We start from the raw sequence: 21,764 nt of genomic DNA on the forward strand, positions 1-21,764 counted from the left end.
CAAGAGCCATCTCTGACCTTGAATCAACGGGCCGGCTCGTTGGACAACCTTCCTGAACGGGACGCCACCAAACGATTTTGGGACCGGGTCGGGAGAGGTATTGGCCGAGAGATCATCCGACCTGGATCAAGACTTGCTGCCCCGTTGTTTCGGAGCAACCGGGAGCACCAGCAGCATTGCTGGACATACTGCGTGCGGGAATCCGTATTTATTCGGGGCCGATACTCAGACCTGCAGCCTGATTTCTAAGGGTTCTTGGTGTTGGTTGGCATGACATCCTACCCCAGAAAATCCGCAGAGTCTTGCTGATAACTACTTGCGATTGCGTTTCACCGCGATAGATTGCTGGTCATCTAACACCCCATCTGGGGGGCAATTTCCATCTTGATCCCGCACTCTTCGAGCCAGCACGATGCGCCGATTCCCCTCGTCTTGGGACACTACTCTCGCCACGCTTGGCTTTAAACGGAAACACCGCAAGTCGCGCGACAACCGCTACCGCAGCTCGCGGCTGGAAGCGCTGGAGGTTCGGGCGCTGCTGACGGCGACGCCGTACGATTCCTACGCGGCGACAGACGAAGAGCAGGTTGTTGTTGCGACCGCGGGCAGCGACGCCTTCTCGGTGAAGGTGCTGCCCCAGTTCGTTTTCAGCGACGCGACGGGCGACGCTGATCTGGCCCTGTTCGACATCAGCACCCAGTACGGCCGGAGCGGGCAGCCGGTGGCTGTCATCAGCGTGCGTGAGGACGCGGGGCCAGTGGATTCACGCCTTTACAAACTCCACCTCGAGCTGCGTTCCGGGGAGATCGTCTTCGAACGCCACGAGGTGCTGGTCGATATCGCCGACGAGTTGTTCGTCGAGGACTTTCGCAACGATCGCTTGAAGGGCGTGCCGGAGGACGTCTTGCCGCCGGGGTTGGTGGTGAAGAGCTGGCTGGAGCAAGTGGACGACGCGGGTCGTTTTGCCGACCTGCGAGAGCCAGGACGGGTAACCCCCGATTCCAGAGAGACCCGCACGTCGGTCGAGCGGCTCTCCACCGTTACCCAGCTCATCCAGCAGGAGGAGAAATTCACGAGCACCGACGCCGATCGCGCCGCCCACTACCGGAGCCTCAACGCCGCCGCCAGAAGCCTGCGCAATCATACGGGGATTTCCAAGTCGGAATCCGCCGACCTGCGGCGGAACCTGGGCCAGTCGGCCCTGCGGGTTGCGACGGCGCTGGGCAAGGACCTCAGCAGTGACAACCTCAGCGTTGCCGCCGCCGCCCGCGCGGCGCGGGACGTGCTGATCGACAGTGTCGATCCGTACTTCACGCTGTTCACCGGGCTGGGCAAGAACCAGCTACTCAAGCAGTCGCGAGACAGCCTGGGTCGGGTGACCTCTTCGCTGGCCGCGATCGAAGAGGCGACTCTCGACGCCAACGACCGGGTCCGCGTTGACCTCAAGGGCCGCCAGGGGATGGTCGAGGTCAACTCGACCTGGTCCGGCTTTACAAGCTCCAGCTCAACCTTCACTTATCAGGGGGAATCGGCCAGCACGCTCTTCTCTGCGATTCAGGACGCGTACGTTGACGAGTCCAGCCCTTCGTCAACTAACAACGGCTCTACGCTCGTGGTCGGCAGGGACTCGGGAACCGATGATCACCAGGACGCGCTGCTAGAGATCGACCTCAGCCAGTACGCGGGCAACGTGCCGACCAACGCGTCGCTGTCGCTAACCACTGCTAGCGGTCCGTCGGACCCGATGCAGGTCTACCTCTCGGCGCACAACGACCTGTGGTCGCTCGACTCGGGCGCCGCCTGGGATGAGTCGACGCTAACCTGGAACACCTACGCGTCTTCGCTGCAGTCCGGCTTCGGCGGCACGCTCGACCAGCAGTACATGGAGGATCCGGGGACGGTCGAGTTCGACGTCACCGAAACGGTGCAGCGGGCACTGATGCTGGGCGACGCCAACCTGAGTGGCGGGCTCGACTACGCCGGCGTGCAGGGCGACATTGAGGCCTTTTACTTGGCCGCCGTGGATTTCGCCGAGTACACGTCGCGGTACGGCGGGCAGGAGCTGGTCGCCGCGTCCAACGGCCTTGTCTACCGCAATGACGCGAACGTCGACAATATTGTCGACGCGGCGGACGCGCCGCTCTTCTTCCAGCGGATGGGCGTGCTGCGGAGCGACTTCAACCTCGACGGCGTGGTCGACATCCGCGACTACGCCGCGTGGAGAGAAAACTTTGGCGCGCCGGCCAGCTCGTTCGGCTCGGGCGACGCTAATGTTGATGGCTGGATCGACTCCGCCGACTACACGGTGTGGGCGGACAACAAGGGCGACGTCAACTCGGCCCCCACGGACCCGTCCGCAACCTTCCGGCTAACCACGGACCCGTCCCGCGAAGTCTCGTTCTACTCGTCCGAGTCGGCGGCCTCGCCTCCGGAGCTGTCGGTCGACTTCGCGCCGGTGATCGGCATCTCGGACTTCAGCGCCAGCGGCGGCGATCTGCAGCTCACCTACGATGTCGACTTTGAGGACGCGCAGGGCGTCGAAGTGGAGATCTACCAGGTGGCGAACGGCGTTGAAACGCTGCTTGCCACACAAACCGGGGTAAGCGGCGTTGTCGGCAGTGGGAACGTCACGTCGGTCGTGCCTAATTTTATGATTGCCAACCCGGACGGGGAGTTTGAGCTAATCGCCAAGATCGCCAGCTCCAACGGCCTTACCACCAAACGGGAGTTCGACAGCGGCGCATTCCAAGACGCCTCCGGCGCCTGGTTTGTCTTCGGCAGCGACCAGGGCGACACCCTGTACTATTCTTCTCCGTACCTCTACATCGCCTCCAGCGGCCTGCTCGTCAATATCACGGGCTCGGGAACGACGGGGGTCTACGTAGTCGGCGGCGAGGGGCAGGACTACCTCAACGTCACACCGCAGCCGTCGATGCCAACCGGGATACGCGGCGGAGAGGGGAACGATACTTATGTGCTCGCCAGCTCGACCGCGACGGGCGCTAGCATCTCCATCGTTGACAACTCGGGCCTCGACTACCTGAACCTCGGCGCCTGGAGCGGCGGCCTGTCGGCGAGCACGCCGCTGGACCTTTCCTCAACGTCGGTACAGCCGCTGTCGACTTCGAGTGGTGGCTCTCTGTCTTTCAATCTGAGTGGACTGCACGCGATTGACGTGGTCACCAACGCGGCCGGCGACTACATCCTCGGCCCCGGCTACAGCGAGCCAATCACCGTCACGTCCCTGTACGACTTCGACGACGGCGACCACAGTTTGGGCCAGCTCAGCCTCCGCGAGGCGCTGGCCATCGCCAAGGCGATCACCAACTCGGCCGACCCCGACGGCAAGACGATCGACTTCGCCGACGAGCTGTTCGACTTCGGACCTGGGGTGATCGACCTGGCCGCCGCCGGACCCGTGCTCGGGCAGGGGCGGCTTAATATCCAAACGGACGTCTCGATCGTTGGGCCCGGTGCGGACAAGCTAACCATCTCCGCGGGCGGGCAATCCCGTGTCATGTACCCGTATTCCGGCTACGACGTGTCTGTCAGCGGCGTCACGATCGCTGACGGATATGTGATTGGCGACGGCGGCGGCATCGTCAATCGGGGGAACCTCACGCTTGACCGCGTGGTTCTCCGTGACAACCGCGCCGAGGAATCGAGTGGCTCGTCTGGCGGCAAAGGAGGCGCCCTCCACAACTACCTGGGCGCCTTAAACGTCATCGACAGCGTAATCGAGGGCAGCAAGGCTCGGCTCGGCGCCGGCTTCTGGCTCGACATGGGCCACTCCAACACTCAGGAAGTCGTGATTACCGGATCCACCTTCGTCAACAACGAGGGCGTCGATCTGCGTGACGGAACAGACTACACCGTTGGCGGCGGTTTGGTCGCCCAAAACTCCAAGAGCAGGGTCCTGGTTTCCAACAGCACTTTTGTCGGAAACACGGCGAGGTACGGTGGCGCCCTCCGCTCGCACAACGGGGCAAACCTTGACATCGTTAACACTACGGTCACGGGCAACCACGCCACCGATCAGGGCGGCGGGCTCATTGGTGTGGGAAGTTCCCACGTCACCGTGCAGAACAGCATTATTGCCCAAAACACATCGGGCAATGGCCTCCCAGATGTTAGCTTCCAGTCGGGCATCCTCGACCAAGCCAACAGCACCGACAACCTGATTGGCGTCAACTCTGGCAGCCAGTTTAGCAGCTCCACCAACCTGACCGGCGTCGACCCGCTGCTCGGAACCCTCGGCGACCACGGCGGAGCTACCCAGACCGTGCCGCTGCTGCAGGGCAGCCCGGCTATCGACGCCGGCGACGACACGCTCGCCTCCGCGGTTGGGTTGACCACCGACCAGCGCGGCCACCTGCGTGTCATCGACCTCGGCGATGACGGCACTGCTAGCAGCATCGACATCGGTGCCTTCGAGGTGCAGCCGCCGCCGATTGAGATTGTTGATTTTCGGACGGAGAACGAGCAGCTTGTAGTGGACTACATCGTGCATGGGGTCGGGGCGCGGCCGCTTGTATTGCAACTTGCCGCTCTTCATGACGGCAGCCTGACGTCGCTCCAGACAGACATCGAGATCACTAACTCCGCACTTTGGGCGGGAGGAACAACGCACTCGTTTGCATTCACCCCCAACTTTTCAGCCGCGGGTTTAGACGAGGATTACAGTCTCTCTGTGGGGGTTGCCTACACAGCCGAGACGCTAACTAATTCTGACGCCAAATTGCTCGTTTCGGGACTGTTTGTGGAACTAGACGGCACAGTCCACTTGCACGGCAGTGACTTAGACGAGCAAGTAACAGTGACGTCCACCCAGATCAGCAGCCCGGGGTTACTGACCAGCCCCTATTCCTACACGGCGGGCAACGCTGTGGAGATTCGAACAGGCGGGGGCAATGACTCGATTGCGTTCGTAGCTCTCGGAACTGCTTCGGTCAGAGGATTTGGCGGCGCCGGCGACGACACGCTCTCGGCGACGCAAAGTTCCCAAGCGTTATTAGATGGAAACGATGGGCAGGACAACCTAGCTGCTGAAAGCACCACTGAACCGCTAAGAGGCGGGATGGGGAATGACGTTATTGAGATATCTGGAAGTGGAACGGTCCAAGGCAGCTACGGGAGCGACACCTACCGTTTTCTTGCTAACGGTGCGCAGGCATTAGGCTCTGTCACTATTGTCGAGCCGATCGTGACACTGGATGTTGCCGATGCCGGTCGGTTCGCAGGCGTCGACACGCTGGATTTCTCTCAGCTCCACTACAACGGCACTGGCGTAAATGTCAACCTAGCCAATACCGCGAGTTCCCAAAACGTCTTCGATAATTCGAACTACCTGAGTGTATGGCTGAACGGGGGCGGGGTTGAGAGTATCATCGGCACTGATTACACCGACGCACTTGTCGGTGATAGCGGGGCAAACCGACTCGACGGTCGGGGTGGAATAAATTTCTTAACCGGCGGTGGAGGCAACGACACCTACTCACTGAGCAATCAGCATAGCGGCGCCAATTACTATTTCATCAGCGACGATGGAGGCTTCGACTTTCTGGACTTCAGCGACTGGACGGGAGAGCTCTACGACTTCGCCTCCAATCCATCCTTCGCGCAGCTCGACGCTTCTGGCAACCGGTTCATTGACTTGCAGGATGAGTACTCCATCGAGGCAATCGTCGGTCTCGACAACGTCGATGTCCAAGGCGATGAACCGCATCTTACCGGCTTCGGAGAGCAGCTTCTCGTCAACTCTTTGGGAGACGTATCGACTACTGCGCCGCAGGAAGCTCCTCCAATTGTGGCGGGAAGCCTCACGCTACGAGAAGCGATCGAGATCGCAAACGCTGATGCGGGTCCCAACACGATCGTCTTCGACAAGTCGGTTCTTGCTGCGAGCAGCGGCGTCTTGGAGCTTCTCCCGGGCAGCGACGCGCTGGCAGTTTACGACGGCAACACCACGATCACTGGTCCCGGAGAGGATCAACTGAGGATCCTCCGTAAACAAGACGGGCGGCATTTTGAGGTAGGTGGCGGCGCCGCCTCAACCGAGATTCTTGGGCTGACGCTGAGCGGCGGCGGCGCAAGCGATGGCGGCTCAATCCTCGTAGGAGGGCAACTGGCATTGGACGCTGTGCAGTTGGCTGGCAACGAAGCCGAACGTGGCGGAGCCGCCTATATTGCGAGCAGCGGCGAGTTGCAGTACATCAACGGCGTTCTTGCCGATAACTACGCATCAATCGATGGAGGCGCCATCTGGAGCGAGGGTGCGCTTGTGCTCGATAGTACTGACGTAGTCGAAAACACTGCGGAGGGCGTTGGCGGTGGAATCTACAGCAAAGGAATGGTTGCCGGTGTGGATTCCGTAATTGCCTACAACGATTCCTACCATGCAGGTGGAATCTACCAAGAGAGCGGCTTGATCGACCTGACGGCGTCAGAAGTTATCAGCAACAGGGCTACTGGGACTTACGGCACAAGTGGAGGCATCAACCTCTTCAACGTAAACCGGGCCATGCTCAAGGGAACTCGCATTTCTAACAATGAGAGTAACTTTAGCCGCGGTGGCCTCGGATTCGTTGTTAGCCTCGGTTTTAGCAGCGTGCTCGATATCTCTGACACTGAGATAAGCGGAAACTTTGCGCCACATGTTTCGGGAGGAGTAGGCATTGAAGCCTACGGTCGAGTTGAGGCAGATATCTCAAATACAACTGTATCTGGCAACCGTAGCGACGATGGACCAGCGGGCATCCGGTTTAGTGGTTTCGATGGCGACTTGCTGTTGACGAATGTGACGATCGCGTACAACGAATCGTCGAGTGCAGCCTCTGTAGGCGGGCTTGCAGTCGGAACAACCGTGGGTGGCGCAACGCTGTACAGTACGATTGTTGTCGAAAATACCTCAGGAGGAGTTAACAGCAATTTTTCAGGCGGAATGAGTTCCAGCAGCGGTTACAACCTCTTTGGTGCCGACGTGCAAAGCCTGAATTCAACAGACCTGAGCACGTCTTTCCCCGGCCTTCTGCCGCTAGACTACTATGGCGGGGCAACGCAGACCCACGCACTCGAACCGAGCAGCGTTGCGATTGACCATGCTGACGATCTGATCGCTCCGCCTGCTGACCAGCGTGGTGCAGCCCGCCCCGCCAATGGCGACGGGGATGGCGCAGCGACAGCCGATATCGGCGCGTATGAGCGCTACTCTTCGGGCGTCACTGCTTTTGGCGAATCGTTCATAGCGTATGATCGTCGGAGTGGTCCGCAGGTCATTGATTCCACTGTCACACTGGTCAATGCCGACGAAGCTCTTGTCTACGCGGCATCGATCGAACTGCTTGACACTTTGGATGGATTTGTGAGCGAGGTGTTAGAAGTAGAGACGCCATCAGGCGTGTCTGCCGCCTACACTGGCGGCGTGTTGACGCTCACAGGGGTGGCAACTGCTTCGGAGTATCAGCAGGCACTGCGATCCGTTTCGTATGCCAACTACTCTGCAGCACCAACTGACGGGTTGCGTCGAGTCCGGTACAGCATCAACGACGGCTTGCAGAGCTACACGTCAAATAGCATACGGATTGGTGTCGGGCTCAGCGGAGCGGTGACGCTGATTCCGATTGCGGACGCCCATTGGGGCTTCGGCGACACCGCTAGCGGTGACGATCCTGAGTTCACGCTCGATGGCGGAGCCGGCGAAGCCTTCCTGAGGTTCCACCTTGATCAGCCGCAGCCGGAAACATCGGGGTTAACTGGCAAGATCAGGGTCTGGGTTGAGGTTCCGGGAGGCGGAACGGGCACTGTGAGCCTGTACCGCGTCGATGATGATAGCTGGGGGGAGAGTGGAATTAATTCTTCCAGCCATCCGACAAAAATCGGTGGGGCGATCCAGACGCTCACCGGGCTGACGACGGGATACGTTGAGTTCGACGTGTCCCAGTACTTGATTGACTCCTTGGATGCTGCGGATGACGAGGTTTCGTTTGCGCTCGTCGCCGACAACACAACAGGATCGGCCCCAGTCTTGGTGTCAGCTAGAGAATCGAGCCATCCGGACTACCGGCCTCGCCTGATGATGGAGGGGCACTTCTACAACAACCAAGCCCCATCGACCAAGAACGCCGACGTCGTTGGCGATTGGTATCAAGGCCTGATCCCTGGAAAGGTCTTCCAACCAACCTCAAAGGAAGGCGTGCTGGCGAACGACTCGGATCCTGATGGAAGCGACATTGTGCTCTCGGTCGAGCTAGTGGATGGCCCGCGTTTTGGTTCGCTCTACCTGGCGCCGAATGGGTGGTTCTCCTTCCGGCCACCTAAGGGCGTGAGCGGCCCGGTGAGCTTCACCTACCGCGTCTCGGATGGCCTGGAGTGGAGCGAGCCTCAAACCGTCAAGCTTCAGGTCGAGAAGTCTCAGCTATTCTACTTGCCTGGGATCGCATCACTGAGTGAGTTTGAGGACGCGGAGGTAATCTCCGCCTACGTCGATCTGTTTGTTCACCACTCTCATCCGAAGGTCTCTGGAGCGGGCGACGATTACCTGGATGAGTACGGGCCACTTGGCTCCCCACGGATTATGGCCGGGATTAACGTCGGGGAACTCTCTGAAGAAATGAAGCGTAATCAGGTTGGCCCCCACAACTTCTACTTCTTCCCAGTCATTACAGCGTACCGAAGAGTTGATGTTACCGCCGATGTTAAGCACTACCTGGCGGATCCAAGTGCTACCCACTCATTTCACGTTGAATCGTGGGGCGTGGAGTACTGGGGCACCGAAGCTGATGACTTTTTGGAGCTTTCGGAGGGCCTAAACAGCCCGATAAGCTATGGAGGCCTTGTGAGCCAGCCGGTAGCTTTTTACCCGGCTGACGTAAGCTGGGAGCAAAAGCCCGGACGTAGTGAATGGCTTGAAGCCAACTCGCATGTCCTCTCAAAGGTTGGCGTGGGCGGAAACGTCTTGGTTGTCGAGGCGATTGTGCCTCGTGACCTCACCGACCCGGACGCCAATCACGATCCTTGGTTCACCTCCGAGCGTCCCACGACGATCGCCGTCGGCGAAACACTCGAGTACGTCATGACAGCGACGGACCTCGACCCAGACACCCTGACGTTTTCGCTGCCGACCGACAAGATGGAGTGGCCAGAAGGGTACGACCCCGTGGCGGCCGGCGTACTGCCAGCATTCTCACAAAACTCGTTCGACCCGGGAGACGAGAAGGCGAAGGTTACCTGGACGGCGCCAGCCGAGCTGGCCGGAGAGGAAGTGGTATTCTACGAGTACGTCTACGACGGCGAGGGCGGTTGGGACTGGCGGGACATCCGAGTTAAGGTCATTGGGGAGAATGCGCCCCCGATGGTGACGGCCGACCCGGACGAAAACTACAACATCCCGCCGGACGTCACCCTGCCTCCCAGTGACGCCAACGTCGGCTCCGCGGAGACGCTCGACCTCGAACTCGACCCAGGCGAACAAGTGACCAAGGAGGTCTGGGTGACAACGACGGCATCCGGGGTCGAATCGAAGATTGTGTTCGCGCTGGACGCTACGGGGTCGATGACAGAAGGCTTTAACTGGCTGCAAGACAACCTTTCCGTAATCGATGCCGAGCTGGCCGACGCAGGGGTGGGGGCAAGGAACTACGGTCTGGTCACTTTTGCGGGAACGGTCAACAAGCACACCAATCCCGCCGTCGGTGTGGATTGGTTCAACGCCGATGCGTTGAGCACCTACCTCGCCGACGCTGAGAATTCGGCCGGTACTGAAAATATCCCCGAGCACACTCACAGCCTTGGAAGTGAGGAGCTCTACGCTGGTCCGTATTACTCGGAACCAGGGTACTCGGCGATCGATTGGATCGTGTCCGACCCGGACTCCCTCTATAGCTGGGATCTCAACTCCGAAACGACTTCCTCTCAGATCATTCTCATCTCTGATGAGGAAGAGACCAGCTTCGCTATTGGGCAAGACGACTTCTTGCAGGCCCGAACTGCGGAGCGGGAGCGTCTGCTGGGAATCTTGCAAAACAACCCCGACGACCCCACTGACGACATTCTCCTCACCTCAATCGTCGCGGCGGGCGTGACCGCCGAACCTACACACGAGTCAACACCCGGATTCATTACTCTTTTGGGCGAATGGAGTCGAGGTGCGGGCGGGCTTGTAGGACAAGGCGCGGGAGGAACGGACTGGGCGTTTACGGTAGTTGACGCCGACGCCGACAACAAACAGTACGGTCCTCAAGCGCTCAACGCCAAAATCAACATCTCGACGGATTTTGGTGAGTCCGGGACGAATGTCTTGCTGGCGTTCGATTACGACCCGGCGTCACAGCAGTTCAAGTACCTGTCGCTCAGCGAGCCTACTCCTGGTGAAGCAGAATTTGAGATTGGGGTCGCTACGGTTGATTTGACAGGTCAGAAGGTGGACCTCACGCCGCGCTACACGAGCCCGCTAAACAGCGGCGTGGCACCCGGGGCCCACGACGTGACAGTCACTTTCCGGCGGGTCAGCGACTCCACCTGGGCCGACGGCGCAGCGGGCCCTATCGTCGTATCGATTGATGGAGAGATATTCCTCGATGAATCAACCCTCGATCCGGCCATTCAGCCCTTGTTTGGCGCCAACGATGTACTGGATGGGTTTGTTGGAATCGGCGTTCTCGGCGCCGAAGTGTTAGTTGAGGAGTTTGCGCTGCTTGGGACCCGCGATGGCCCCCGCCACAATCCAGTATCGACCAGCCGGTATTTTGATTTCACTCCGGGCGGCGTTTCTTCTCCGGCGCTTGGTTTTGACCCATCGGGAGTAGCGTATTACGCCGGGGTGGACGGTCAGGTTGAGGTCGGGCAGAACCCTTCCGTCGAGTGGTCCGTTAGCGGGGAAACGGCCGCCGCTGATTATTCTTCGGACGCCGAAACCGACTATGTAAACCTGTCCCTCCAGTCTGGTGGTTCCGTCTGGGACTACAGCATCCTTCGCAGTAACACCTCCGAGGATGACCTGGGCATGTGGGGAGAGTCGTTCGCGAACGCGTTTGTTCACACCGTCTTAGAGCAAGTGCAGCAGAATACGAATGGCATCTTCATTACCGCGCCTGAATCGGATGGTTCGCTGGTCGAGTGGTCCTACAAAGAGCTCATTGATAACGGCGTGGCCCCTCCGACATACGTTTTTGACGTTACGCTGCAGGGAGTAAGCGACTCGCGAGTATTCGACCTCGAATTTCACCGGCACTCCGATACGGGTCCCATCGGCGCGATTCCCGTCGCGATCACAACGCCTTACTTCGTCGACTTTGAGGCGGTCGACCCCGATGGCCCTGGCCCCTACACATTCTCGTTTGTGCCAGGGGCCAGCGACCATGGAGCAAGGCTAGAGAGTTCAGGGAAAGATGGCTACATCAACGACCGTCTGGTGTGGGAAAGCAAGCCTGCCGACGGGGTCTACGAGTTCTTTGTAACGGTGAAGGATGGCCTGGGAGTGTCCGCCCAGACGGCGCTCAAGCCATTCCGGTGGACAGTTACCGTAGACTCTGCGCCCCAAAACCTCCACCGCCCGGTAGTCCGCTCCATCTCGCCGAATGGCGGTCAAGACCTGCTGCAGCCAATCACTGTGAGTGAACGTCGCGGGGTCACTTTCCACGTCGATGCGACCGACGCCGACGACGACACGCCCCGCTACTACTTGGCCGACGACGCGCCGGCAGGTATGAAGATCGATCGGAACAGCGGCGACATCCGCTGGATTCCGACAAGAGCCGCCGCCGAGGCGGGATCGGTCACATTCACCGTCGCCGTCACGGACGGTAATCTGATTGAGGAAGACGGCGCGTACGTTACTTCGCGCACGGAGCATACCTTTACGCTTTATGTGGAACCGCTCGACTTTGGCAATCGCACGCCGTCGCTGGGAGCCATCGAAGACCGTGTGATCCGGGCAGGCGACAGCTTGGTGATGGACACGGACAAGATCAAATGGACGGATCTCGATGGTGACACGCCACGCTTCACGAAGATTGAAGGCCCGGACGACCTGATTGTTGACGGCGAAAGCGGCGCCGTCTTTTGGGCGACGGACGAGACAGACGCCGGTGAGTTCGGCGAAAGCTACGATGTCACGATCGGGATCGACGACGGAAACGAAGGGCACGCCCAGCGGACCTTCAACGTAGTAGTCCGTCCGGCCAATTCTGCTCCGTCACTACTCCTGCCCGAAACATGGGTCCTCTATGGCCCCACGGGAATCGAGCTGCCCTTCGTGGCTTGGGACAAGGACGGAGAGACCATCGACGTCCAGATCATTTCCCGGCCAGACTGGGTCAACCAAGATCTCAGCTTTTCGGAGGGCGTCTACAAGATACAGTCCGACCTTGGCTCCATCGGAACCGCATCCAGCAACGATGTGATCGTCATCCAGGCGGCCGATGGGCTCGAAACTGTCACGAAAAGCGTCCGCGTCAACGCGGGCCTCGTCACCGACTCCCCGCCTATCTTCATTGGCAAAGACAGAATTGTACGCCCATCGCACAGGTCCCTGGAGTACTCCTTCGACGTCCTCGCGAAGAGCCCGTTGCAGGCGGGCGACGTGATGCTCGACGCAGAGGCTCGGGCATTGGGGATGTCACTGGTATTCTCGCAGGATTCGCCGACCTACGACGCCAGCCTAGGTGGGTACCTGTACTCAGGGTTCAAGGTCCTGTGGACTTCTGAGCAGGAAGGATCGTTCGACCTTACACTCACCGCCAATGACGCCAGTGGAGATGGGAGCCATAAAGACGTCTCAATCTCGGTAGGACCGGCAGTGAACCTTGGCGTCCCTCCGACGCTGGCCAATCTTTCGGTAACCGGTCCGGTCGCGGGAGAGATGTGGAACTGGCAGGTCGAGGGGGATGACCCGGACGGCAACAACAACAACATCTCGTTCCGGATTGTAAACGCCCCATCGGGAACCACCGTCAAGGACCCGGGACTGCTGGACGAAGAGGGGTGGGCAGGGATTCAGAACGGCTACGTCTCATGGAGTCCCAGCGCCGAAATTGATCGAACCGTGCCCTATCGTGTCGTGATTGAGTTGATCGATGAGGACGGCGATATCACTCGCTACACGCTGGACGTGATCGTTGCCCCCAGCGGCAACAGCGTGGGGGACGTATTTCCCGCTAAGCCCAGCACGCCTCCCGATAACGAAGGCCCCGATGTCCTGACGGATCTTTCCGGCCCCTACTATGTCGGCCAGAAATTTGATGTCTGGTTGCTGGCCGAAGATGAGAACAGCGACAACTTTACTTTTGCCCTGGACCCCACAACAACGTCGGCGAACCTTGGAATCACCTCCGAGGACCTATCGCCCGAAGGGCGGCTCCTGTGGACGCCGACAGCGGCGGAAGGGAGCGCCTCACTAGGGATCACCGTCACGGACGAATTCGGCGCGGCCAGAACGACCGTCTTCAAGTTTGACGTGCATGGCGCGCCGCCGATCTCGCCAACCTTCACGAATTTTACGGTTCCGGACATCGTCAGCGAGGGAATGCCCTGGACGCACCGCATCACGATCACCGACGACAACCCGGCAGCGCTGGAGGTGTCGCTATCTCCTGAAATGGCCGCCGCTGGAATCGAGTTGGTGCCGCCGGGAGAGGCGAACGACGCCCTGAATTCGATCGCGAACCGCGGGGAAAACGATTGGTACCTCGTGTGGGACGCCCCCGGCCCTGTCGGGCGGCAGGTGTACATCGACGTGGCTGTGGTGGATCGCCAGGCAGGCAAGCAGGTGAACTACAAGTTCAAGGACTTCTCCACGGGCCTTGAGGTGCCGCTAACGGTCTACGCGCAGAATGACCCGTTGGGGGCAAATTCATCGCGAACGCTGACCATCCCGGCGTTGCGTGAGTTCCGTTACAACCTCGTCTTCCCGGAGGCGCTTGCGAGCCGCCTCTCCTTCGAACTCACGAGTTCACTAACCTACAGCGATCCGTTCCCCGAGGAGATCCGGATAGAGGGGAGTCAGATTGTCTGGGCTCCCTCCGGTCATCCAGATTGGTTCGACTATGAAGCAGTCTCGGGGCAGGCGCCTGCGTCGCAGTTGTTCAGCTTCGACTTGCAGGCCACCGATTCTGAGGGGGAGTACGGGCCTTTTGTCGCTGCATTTTCGCTTACTGTTGTGCCGCCCGACGGGTCGGCTGTAGCGCCGCCTGAGATCGAGCGTGCAACCCCGCCGCCTGCAATAGCCCCCGCCGGAAGCCTGTGGGCATTTGCACCCGCGAAAGTCGCCAACGCGAGCCAACTAGTGGATCCCAGCTGGTCGTTAGATGTCGCTCCAGCAGGAGTGATCTTCAACGAGGAAACTGGTGAGATAAAGTGGACGCCCGACGAGTCTCAGATTGGCGAAAAGTCCAAGTTCACACTGCGTCTTGAAGACGTGATCGGCAATGCTGACGTGCTGACGTTCACCGTCGACGTCACCGCAGAGAACCGCAAGCCAATCATGGGAGGCGTGCTGCCCCAGGCTTGGCCCGATGGCTCCGCGATGGTCATCCCGCTATTGCTCCGCGACCCCGAGGGCCGATCGATTACGGCGGAGATCCTCGAGGACGGCGGAAGCGGCGCTCAGATTAGTGGCGGCGACACATTCGAGTGGGCCAGCCCGGCTCACCATGTCAAACCGTATTTGCTTACAATTCGGGTCTTCGAGGACGAAAATCCGCACGTCTACTCCGACTACGACTTTGAAGTATCGGTCTCCGATAGCTTCGCGGGGAATATCTCCCCCACCATCCAAGGCAGCCCGGAGGGAACCCCGGCGTTCATCGGCGCCGCAATCGACACCTATACGTTCACCGTCATCGACCCAGATGGCGGGTCGGGCTCGTACTTCAACGTCGAAAAAGTCAACGGGCAAGACTATCTCGGCGGCGCCGGCCAGGCTCACGAGCACGTACAAATTATCACGACGCCAGGAGGAACCGGCGAGTTCAATTGGACGCCCCAAGAAGGCGAGGAGGGGTCCAACTCGTTCCAGATATCCTACTTTGATGGCTCCGACAGGGTTTACCGCACCTTCCACCTCGTCGCCGAAGCGAACGATGCTCCCGAGATCATCGCTCCTTCTCAGCTAGAAATCACTGAGGGAGTGGAGCTAGTCTACGACTTCACAGCGACGGACCCAGAGGGAGGGCCGGTTTACTACGATTTTGGTGCGAACCAGCCAGCAGGGATGACCATCGACCGCGAGTCGGGCCTCCTGCGTTGGAAGGCGCCCGCTCACAGCGGAACTTCGGCCGACACAAAGCAGGTAGACCTGATCCTCCGAGACAAGCATGGGCGTGAATCGCAGTACACGTTCGATGTGGTTGTGGAAGCCGACACCGTCGCGCCGTCAATTAATTTCTACATCGAGGATACTTCTACCGGAAAAACCGTCCAACCAGGCGGCACAATCGACGCCAACCGCTCATCCGACTACAAGCTTTGGTTCGACATCCGAGACAACGTTGATCCGCTCTCAGATGTGCCATGGGTATTGAAGCTGGAGGACTCGTCGACGCTCAACGAAACGGGGACGCTCCCAGTGTATCTGGACGATACAGCCGGCGGGTTGATCAGCACCTCCTTCACGTCGGGGCTGAACCAGGGATTGCTGCAGTTCACCTTTACCGCGAAGGACAAGGCTGGCGCCACTGGGGCGAATGAGGCCCAGCAGACCTTCACTTACTACGTGGATGACCCGACGAACGGTCGAGTCGGTAAGATCACCAGCATTATTGACGAGGCGATCACTGAGCGGACCGAGATATTTGGCATCGCGGACTATGAAGACGCTAACGGCGTGGGAAGCTACAGCGTCAAGCTGACGTCCCTCGACGATCCGGACGATTTTGTTTGGATCGAGAAAGACAAGGTCGCCAACGTGCCCGCGGTATTCACCGAATCGGAGAACCCCGGCGGCTTCCTCGCAGCGATCGACCCAACGCTGATCCGCTCGGGGCACTATCGGCTGTACCTCGAAGTCAAATGCAGCCAGGATTGCATCCAGGCGATCGACGAGCGTATCATCGAGATCCGCAATGATTCGCGACTGGGCAACCTGGAGCTATCATTCACAGACCTCCAGACCACTCTCGGAGGTGTGCCGGTATCGCTCGTCCGCAGCTATAGCTCGGCGTTGGCTGGTGAGGACACCTCTGCAATCGCCGGTCATTTCGGTCCCGGGTGGATGCTCAACATCCTTGAAGCGGGCGTTTCGGTGTCTCACCCGCGTCAGGTCACACAGGCATTGTCCCACCCGCTGGCGGCCGACTCACGGATTCTAGTAGAGCTCCCGGACGGTTCTATCCAGCGGTTCACTTTCTCACCTACCGCCCTCGCGGGAGGCTCATTCCTGCCGGCTTTCAAGCCCGATTCCGACACGACGGGCTCGCTGGGACTCGTCGGGCAAGATGAGTTGCGGCTGCGACTATCTCCGAATCGCAACGACGGCGTTTATCAGGAGTCCGTTTCAGGCGGCTTATTCACGCTTGGGAGCTTCGCCAACTCGCTTACGCTAACGACGCGGAGCGGGGTCCGCTATCTCTACGATGCGACGTTGGGCCAACTCACAGCTATTGTAGACGCTAACGGGCGGGCCGTCTCGATTGACCGCGCACTCGACTCAAGCGGCCTCCTCTCTCAAGTCGACGTTGTCTCGCTTAAGAATCCAAGCAACTCCGTTGTCGTCCATTTCAGCGACGACGGAAGCGGCGGGAAACGGATCACAAGCATCGTTGATCCCGACGGTCAATCGATCAGCTACGACTACGGCGAATACAACCAATCCGGGACCCTGGTCGATGGCTCGTTTGACGGGCTCGGCAAGGTGACCAATCGCGTCGACGACCCCACCGTCTACCGGTACGAAAGTGACCAGTTCGCCCATCACCTGACCACGATTGTCAATGCCGATGGCGTGCCAGCCGTGACCGCCGTCTACTACTACAAAGGGGACGACCTCACCTCACCCCCGGAGCAATGGGGACGCCTGCGGTCCGTCACGGACGCTGGGCAACAGAATGCGGAGGCCGCGTTCACGCTGGAGGTCCGCCCCGGCCTAACGCTCACCACCACCACACAAGACGGGCAGCAGGTGGAAGAGGTCCGCAACAGCCGCGGCGATCTCAAGCGGCAGATCCTGCGGCTCACGCCCGATTCGGCGACCGACCACAAGTACCTGGTCACCGTTTTCAAGCATGACAACCAGGGCCGCGTGACGCAGCAGAGCACGCCCATCGTCATCGACACGGCGCTCCCTGAGTGGGACGCCGACGACCGAATCGACTACCTGCTGCCGTCACCGGAAGACGACCTGTCCGCATGGCAGTCCCTCACCGAGTACGATTCCGAGGGCCGTGTCAAGAGCACAACCGACGCGACGGGCGCGGTGACCAAGTATGAGTACGACGACGCTGATCGCCCAATCAAGACCACCGGGCCGGACCTCGTCGAGACCCACAACGTTTACGACCCCTACACCGGCAACCTGCGAGAAACCTACGCCTACGATCCGGAAACCGATAGGCGATTTAACCACTCCCGCTTCGAGTACAGCTACGGCCGGGTGACCGCCACGTACCAGGTCGACGGAGACCAAGAAAAGCTCGTCTCGCGAACCAGCTATGGCGATGACGGACAAGTCGAGTGGACCGAAGATGCTAGCGGCGTCCGGCGCTACTTCGGGTACGACAACGTCGGCAACCAGACGCACTCTTGGTCGAGCTGGACCAACGGGACCGAAAGCTACGCGGTTGTCTCGGTGACCGATTACGATTCGGAGGGCCGTGTTGTAGCGACCCACGAGCACGAACTCACGTCGCAGCACACCGACTTCGGTTCGCTGCCAACGCTTACCGTCGCAAACGCCCCGTGGTCAACGTTCACCACCTACGTGAACGGCCGCGTGGACCATACTACCGACCGCTACGGCGCAGAAACCCACTACCTCTACGATATCCGCGGTCAGGTTGTTGAGACCCGCTCCACGGCGCGGAATGAGAACGCTGTTGATGGTTGGCTCGTCACCCGCACCCTGTACGACGAGCAGGGCCGCGTCACTTTCGTGACCGATCCGTACTTCATTGCCGACCCCACTGGAGTTTATGACGCCACGACCTCCAGCCTTGCCTGGTTCGGCACACGCACCACCTACGACCACCTTGGACGCACCGAGAAGACCGAACGTTGGGAAAATGTACCGGTGGTGGTCAGCGACGTTGATGGACACCTAACGACATCGCCCTCGTTCAATTTCGCCTCTGGAACGCCACTCTCAACCAGCTCCACCACCTACAACGACCTCGGCCAGGTAGAGCACACAGAGAGCGAATCGAATGCCCGTACCGACTACTACTACGACAACGCGGGCCGGCAGGTCGCCGTGCTCGGGCCGGAGGCCCTGGTGGACGGTGTCGCGACTCGCCACCTGACAATCAGCGTCTTCGACATTGCCGGCCGGCTCAAGCGGTCCGTCGCCAACGTCGCGGTCACCGGCTACGGCGTCAATCTGCACCCCAACTTCGAATTCGAAGGAACGGCGGTCCGTGGCCTTGACGCCTCGCTCGCCGACTCTGCCAACGAACAGGTCACGAACTACGAGTACGACGCCGCGGGGCGGCAGACCGCCGTCATCACGCCCGAGGTTGACCACGATCAGGACCCCGCCACCACGCCGTTGCACCTCCGCAGCGAAACCACCTACGACAACCTCGGCCGCCGCACCGCCAGCACGACCGGGCTCACCCAGGGCAACCCGCTGGATCCGAGCACCGTTGTTCGCGGCGCGGCCCGCACCACAAATTACGAGTACGACGACGCCGGCCGGCTCACTGCGGTGACGCTCCCCACCGTCCTACACCCCACGCTCACCGTAGAACAGGCTCATGGTGAACACGCGCGGGGCGATGAATCTGGCAATCCGCTTCCCGTGCCCGTGTTCGGTCGCCCGAGGTACGAATACTCGTACGACGACTACGGCAACCGCAATCAGGTCCGCGACAACGTCTTCGTGACCGCCGACGGCGTCTTCTACGACCACGACGGCGACGCCGATGACTTCTCCATTGACGCCGACACACAGGTCACCAAGTTCACCTTTGACCACCGCGGCGCACAGCTCACCCGCACACTGCCCGAGGGCGTTGAGAACGGCGGGTTCGTCGAAGAGATGCACTACAGCGATGTGGTCCTCGACACATCGTCCGCCACCCCTGCGCCGGTCGTGGCCGGCCAGCTTGAGTTCACGGTCGACTTCGAGGGCCGCGTCACCGCCTACTCGTACGACAACTCGGCGGCCGGCGGCGGCCGCATGGTTGAGAAGCGGCACTACGAGAGCAGCACTGACTACTCCGGCAACAATGTCAAGGAGACGACTACCTACACCTACGATGAGTTCGGCCGCGAGCTCACCGTCGCCATCAACCGTTCAGGGGCAACCAGCCTGCCCGATTGGTCGCACACCACGACCAACCAATACGATGACCAGGGCCGACTCCTCCGCGTGGAGACCGCGCACGATAGCGTCACCACCGCGGTGAACTACGAGTACGATAACCTCGGCCGTCGAGTGCGGACCTACACGGGCGATAAGGCCACCGGCGGGATCACCGGCAACCCCAGCTACACACCGGCAGCTAGCGATGACTTGGCGGTCACCGACACCCAGTACGTCTACGACGCGCTTGGCCGGCTAACGAGCGTGATCACGCACGAGCGGTTCGATAACCCGCTCGCCACTCCAGAGCAGACCGACTACCAGTACGACCTCGCCGGCAACCTCGCCCGCACCGCCACGGACGATGTCGTGACCGACTACGCGTACGACGAGCTCAACCGGCTGGTGGACCAGAAGAACTACGTCGACGACGGCGGCACGCCAGGCGAGTTCGACGATGCCAACGCAGGCTCGCCGGACACGCTGCTGGGCCGCTACCAGTACGGGCTCGACCTAAACGGCAAGCGGACCTCGCTCGACGAGACCGACGCCAACGGCGGCCACGCCCAGTACGACTGGGTCTTCGACACGCTCGGCCGGCTGGTCGAGGAACGCTTCGACTACGACTCCGACCCGCAGTCTCCTGATCCGAACGACGCGTACGACTACACCACGAGCTTCACGCACGACCTGGTCGGCAATCGGGTCCAGAAGTCGGTCGACTATCGGAGCAACGGGGCCATTGACGCCGCGTTGGGAGATGGATCGGTTGTCTACGACTATGACAAAAACGACCGCCTGCTCAGGGAGCAATCAGGGCATTACGAGTTGGAAGTCTTCGTGGCCGATCAAACTGCGTTCTACCAGTATGATGGCCCGGCTCCGGGCGTGCTCGATGGCACGGTCCAGACCGCCAAGCGGGTGTACGCCGGCGACAAGACCGATGAACCAAGTCTAAGCTTGGCAACCAGCACCACTACCTACGAGTACAACCTCCGCGGACGGATTGCGAAGGTGGATCAGGACGGAGTGGTCTACGAATACGAGTACGACGACTCCGGCTTCCGCGTCGTGCAGTCGGGGCCGAGCGGCAAGGCGATCTACGTCGTCGACGCGAACAACCCGACCGGCTACACGCAGGTGCTGGAGGAGCAAAACGCGTCGGGCAATGTCACCAAGACCTACACCCTGGGGCACGATGTGCTGGTTCAGGCGGCCGCCGGCGCGGTCTACCGCCTGCTGGCCGACGGCCACGGCAGCACCCGCACGCTGCTCAACATCACCGGCGCTGCGCCCGCTGTTTCACAGCTCTACGCGTACACCGCGCACGGCGAGCCGATCGACCTCACCGGCGTTGCGAACTACGTCACGGCCGTGGCCAACGCCACGACCTCGCTGCTCTACTCCGGCGAGCAGACCGACCGCACCGGGCAGCAGTACCTGCGGGCGCGGTACTACGATCCAAGCGTGGGGCGGTTTAATCGGCTAGACCCGTACGCAGGCAACGCTCAAGACCCTCAAACCCTACACAAGTACCTGTATGCTCATGGCGACCCGGTAAATCTGCTTGACCCAACTGGTCTAGCAGCAAGCGATTACAACCTTGTCACCGGGACGCTTGCGCACTTGGTCTTTGGATTGATTTTCCCCAAACATGACTATGGTGGTGATGTGTACGTTGACACGGCGATCACCCGGCTCGCTCAAGGAGACGTAGTTGGCGCAGCAAGATCTTTGTTTCGCCCCGATGCAGTCGTACACGGCGGCCGATTACACGGCTTCTACGAGCTCAAGCCGATTACGCACTCGTCATCTGTCGCACGTGCAGACGCTACGAATGCGCAATTGGCTGCATATGACTTGGCGTTTGCGAATAGCAACGTCCGTCGCGGCAATGCACCGCTTTACATTGGAAAAGAGGCCGGGTACGGCGTCGATGGCGGAGCAATCTGGGCTGGTCGCTGGTATAAGCTCACCTTCTATGCAGCAGGTGCCACGAAGTCTATCGGAGGGGCGCTTTATGACACGCGGGGACTAGTCTACTATTCACTAAAGCAGATACAGGTCCCAGACCCCACGCTGCTGGTAGTTCCGCAACAAGCGCCAGCGGAATATCGAGAGAATATCCGATTACCCATTCAGTACCACGGATCGTTTGCTCTTGAGCCCGTTGCCGCAACTGCCACTGCATACACGGCAGGAGTCGTGGGATACTACAAGCTTCGCGCTCGACTTGGAGGTGGAGGATTCAACCTCGGAGGATTATTCTCTGGCCTTGCTTTTGCTTGATCAACAGTTTCAATGCTTAGACGCT

The 21,764-nt window shown here is 60.2% G+C and carries 1 protein-coding gene; it reads left to right on the forward strand.

The features are described 5' to 3' along the window. Positions 1-412 precede the first annotated feature (412 nt). A complete protein-coding gene (locus KOR34_RS07545; RefSeq protein ID WP_146563659.1) occupies positions 413-21,739 on the forward strand; it encodes a choice-of-anchor Q domain-containing protein in 21,327 nt (7,108 codons plus the stop codon). Positions 21,740-21,764: the final 25 nt, after the last annotated feature.

Origin of the sequence: Posidoniimonas corsicana, from assembly GCF_007859765.1 — a bacterium.
Lineage (GTDB): Bacteria > Planctomycetota > Planctomycetia > Pirellulales > Lacipirellulaceae > Posidoniimonas > Posidoniimonas corsicana.

Bases quoted from the DNA above. Each gene is read 5' to 3' on its own strand.
- KOR34_RS07545 (WP_146563659.1), top strand. From the start codon at position 413: ATGCGCCGATTCCCCTCGTCTTGGGACACTACTCTCGCCACGCTTGGC.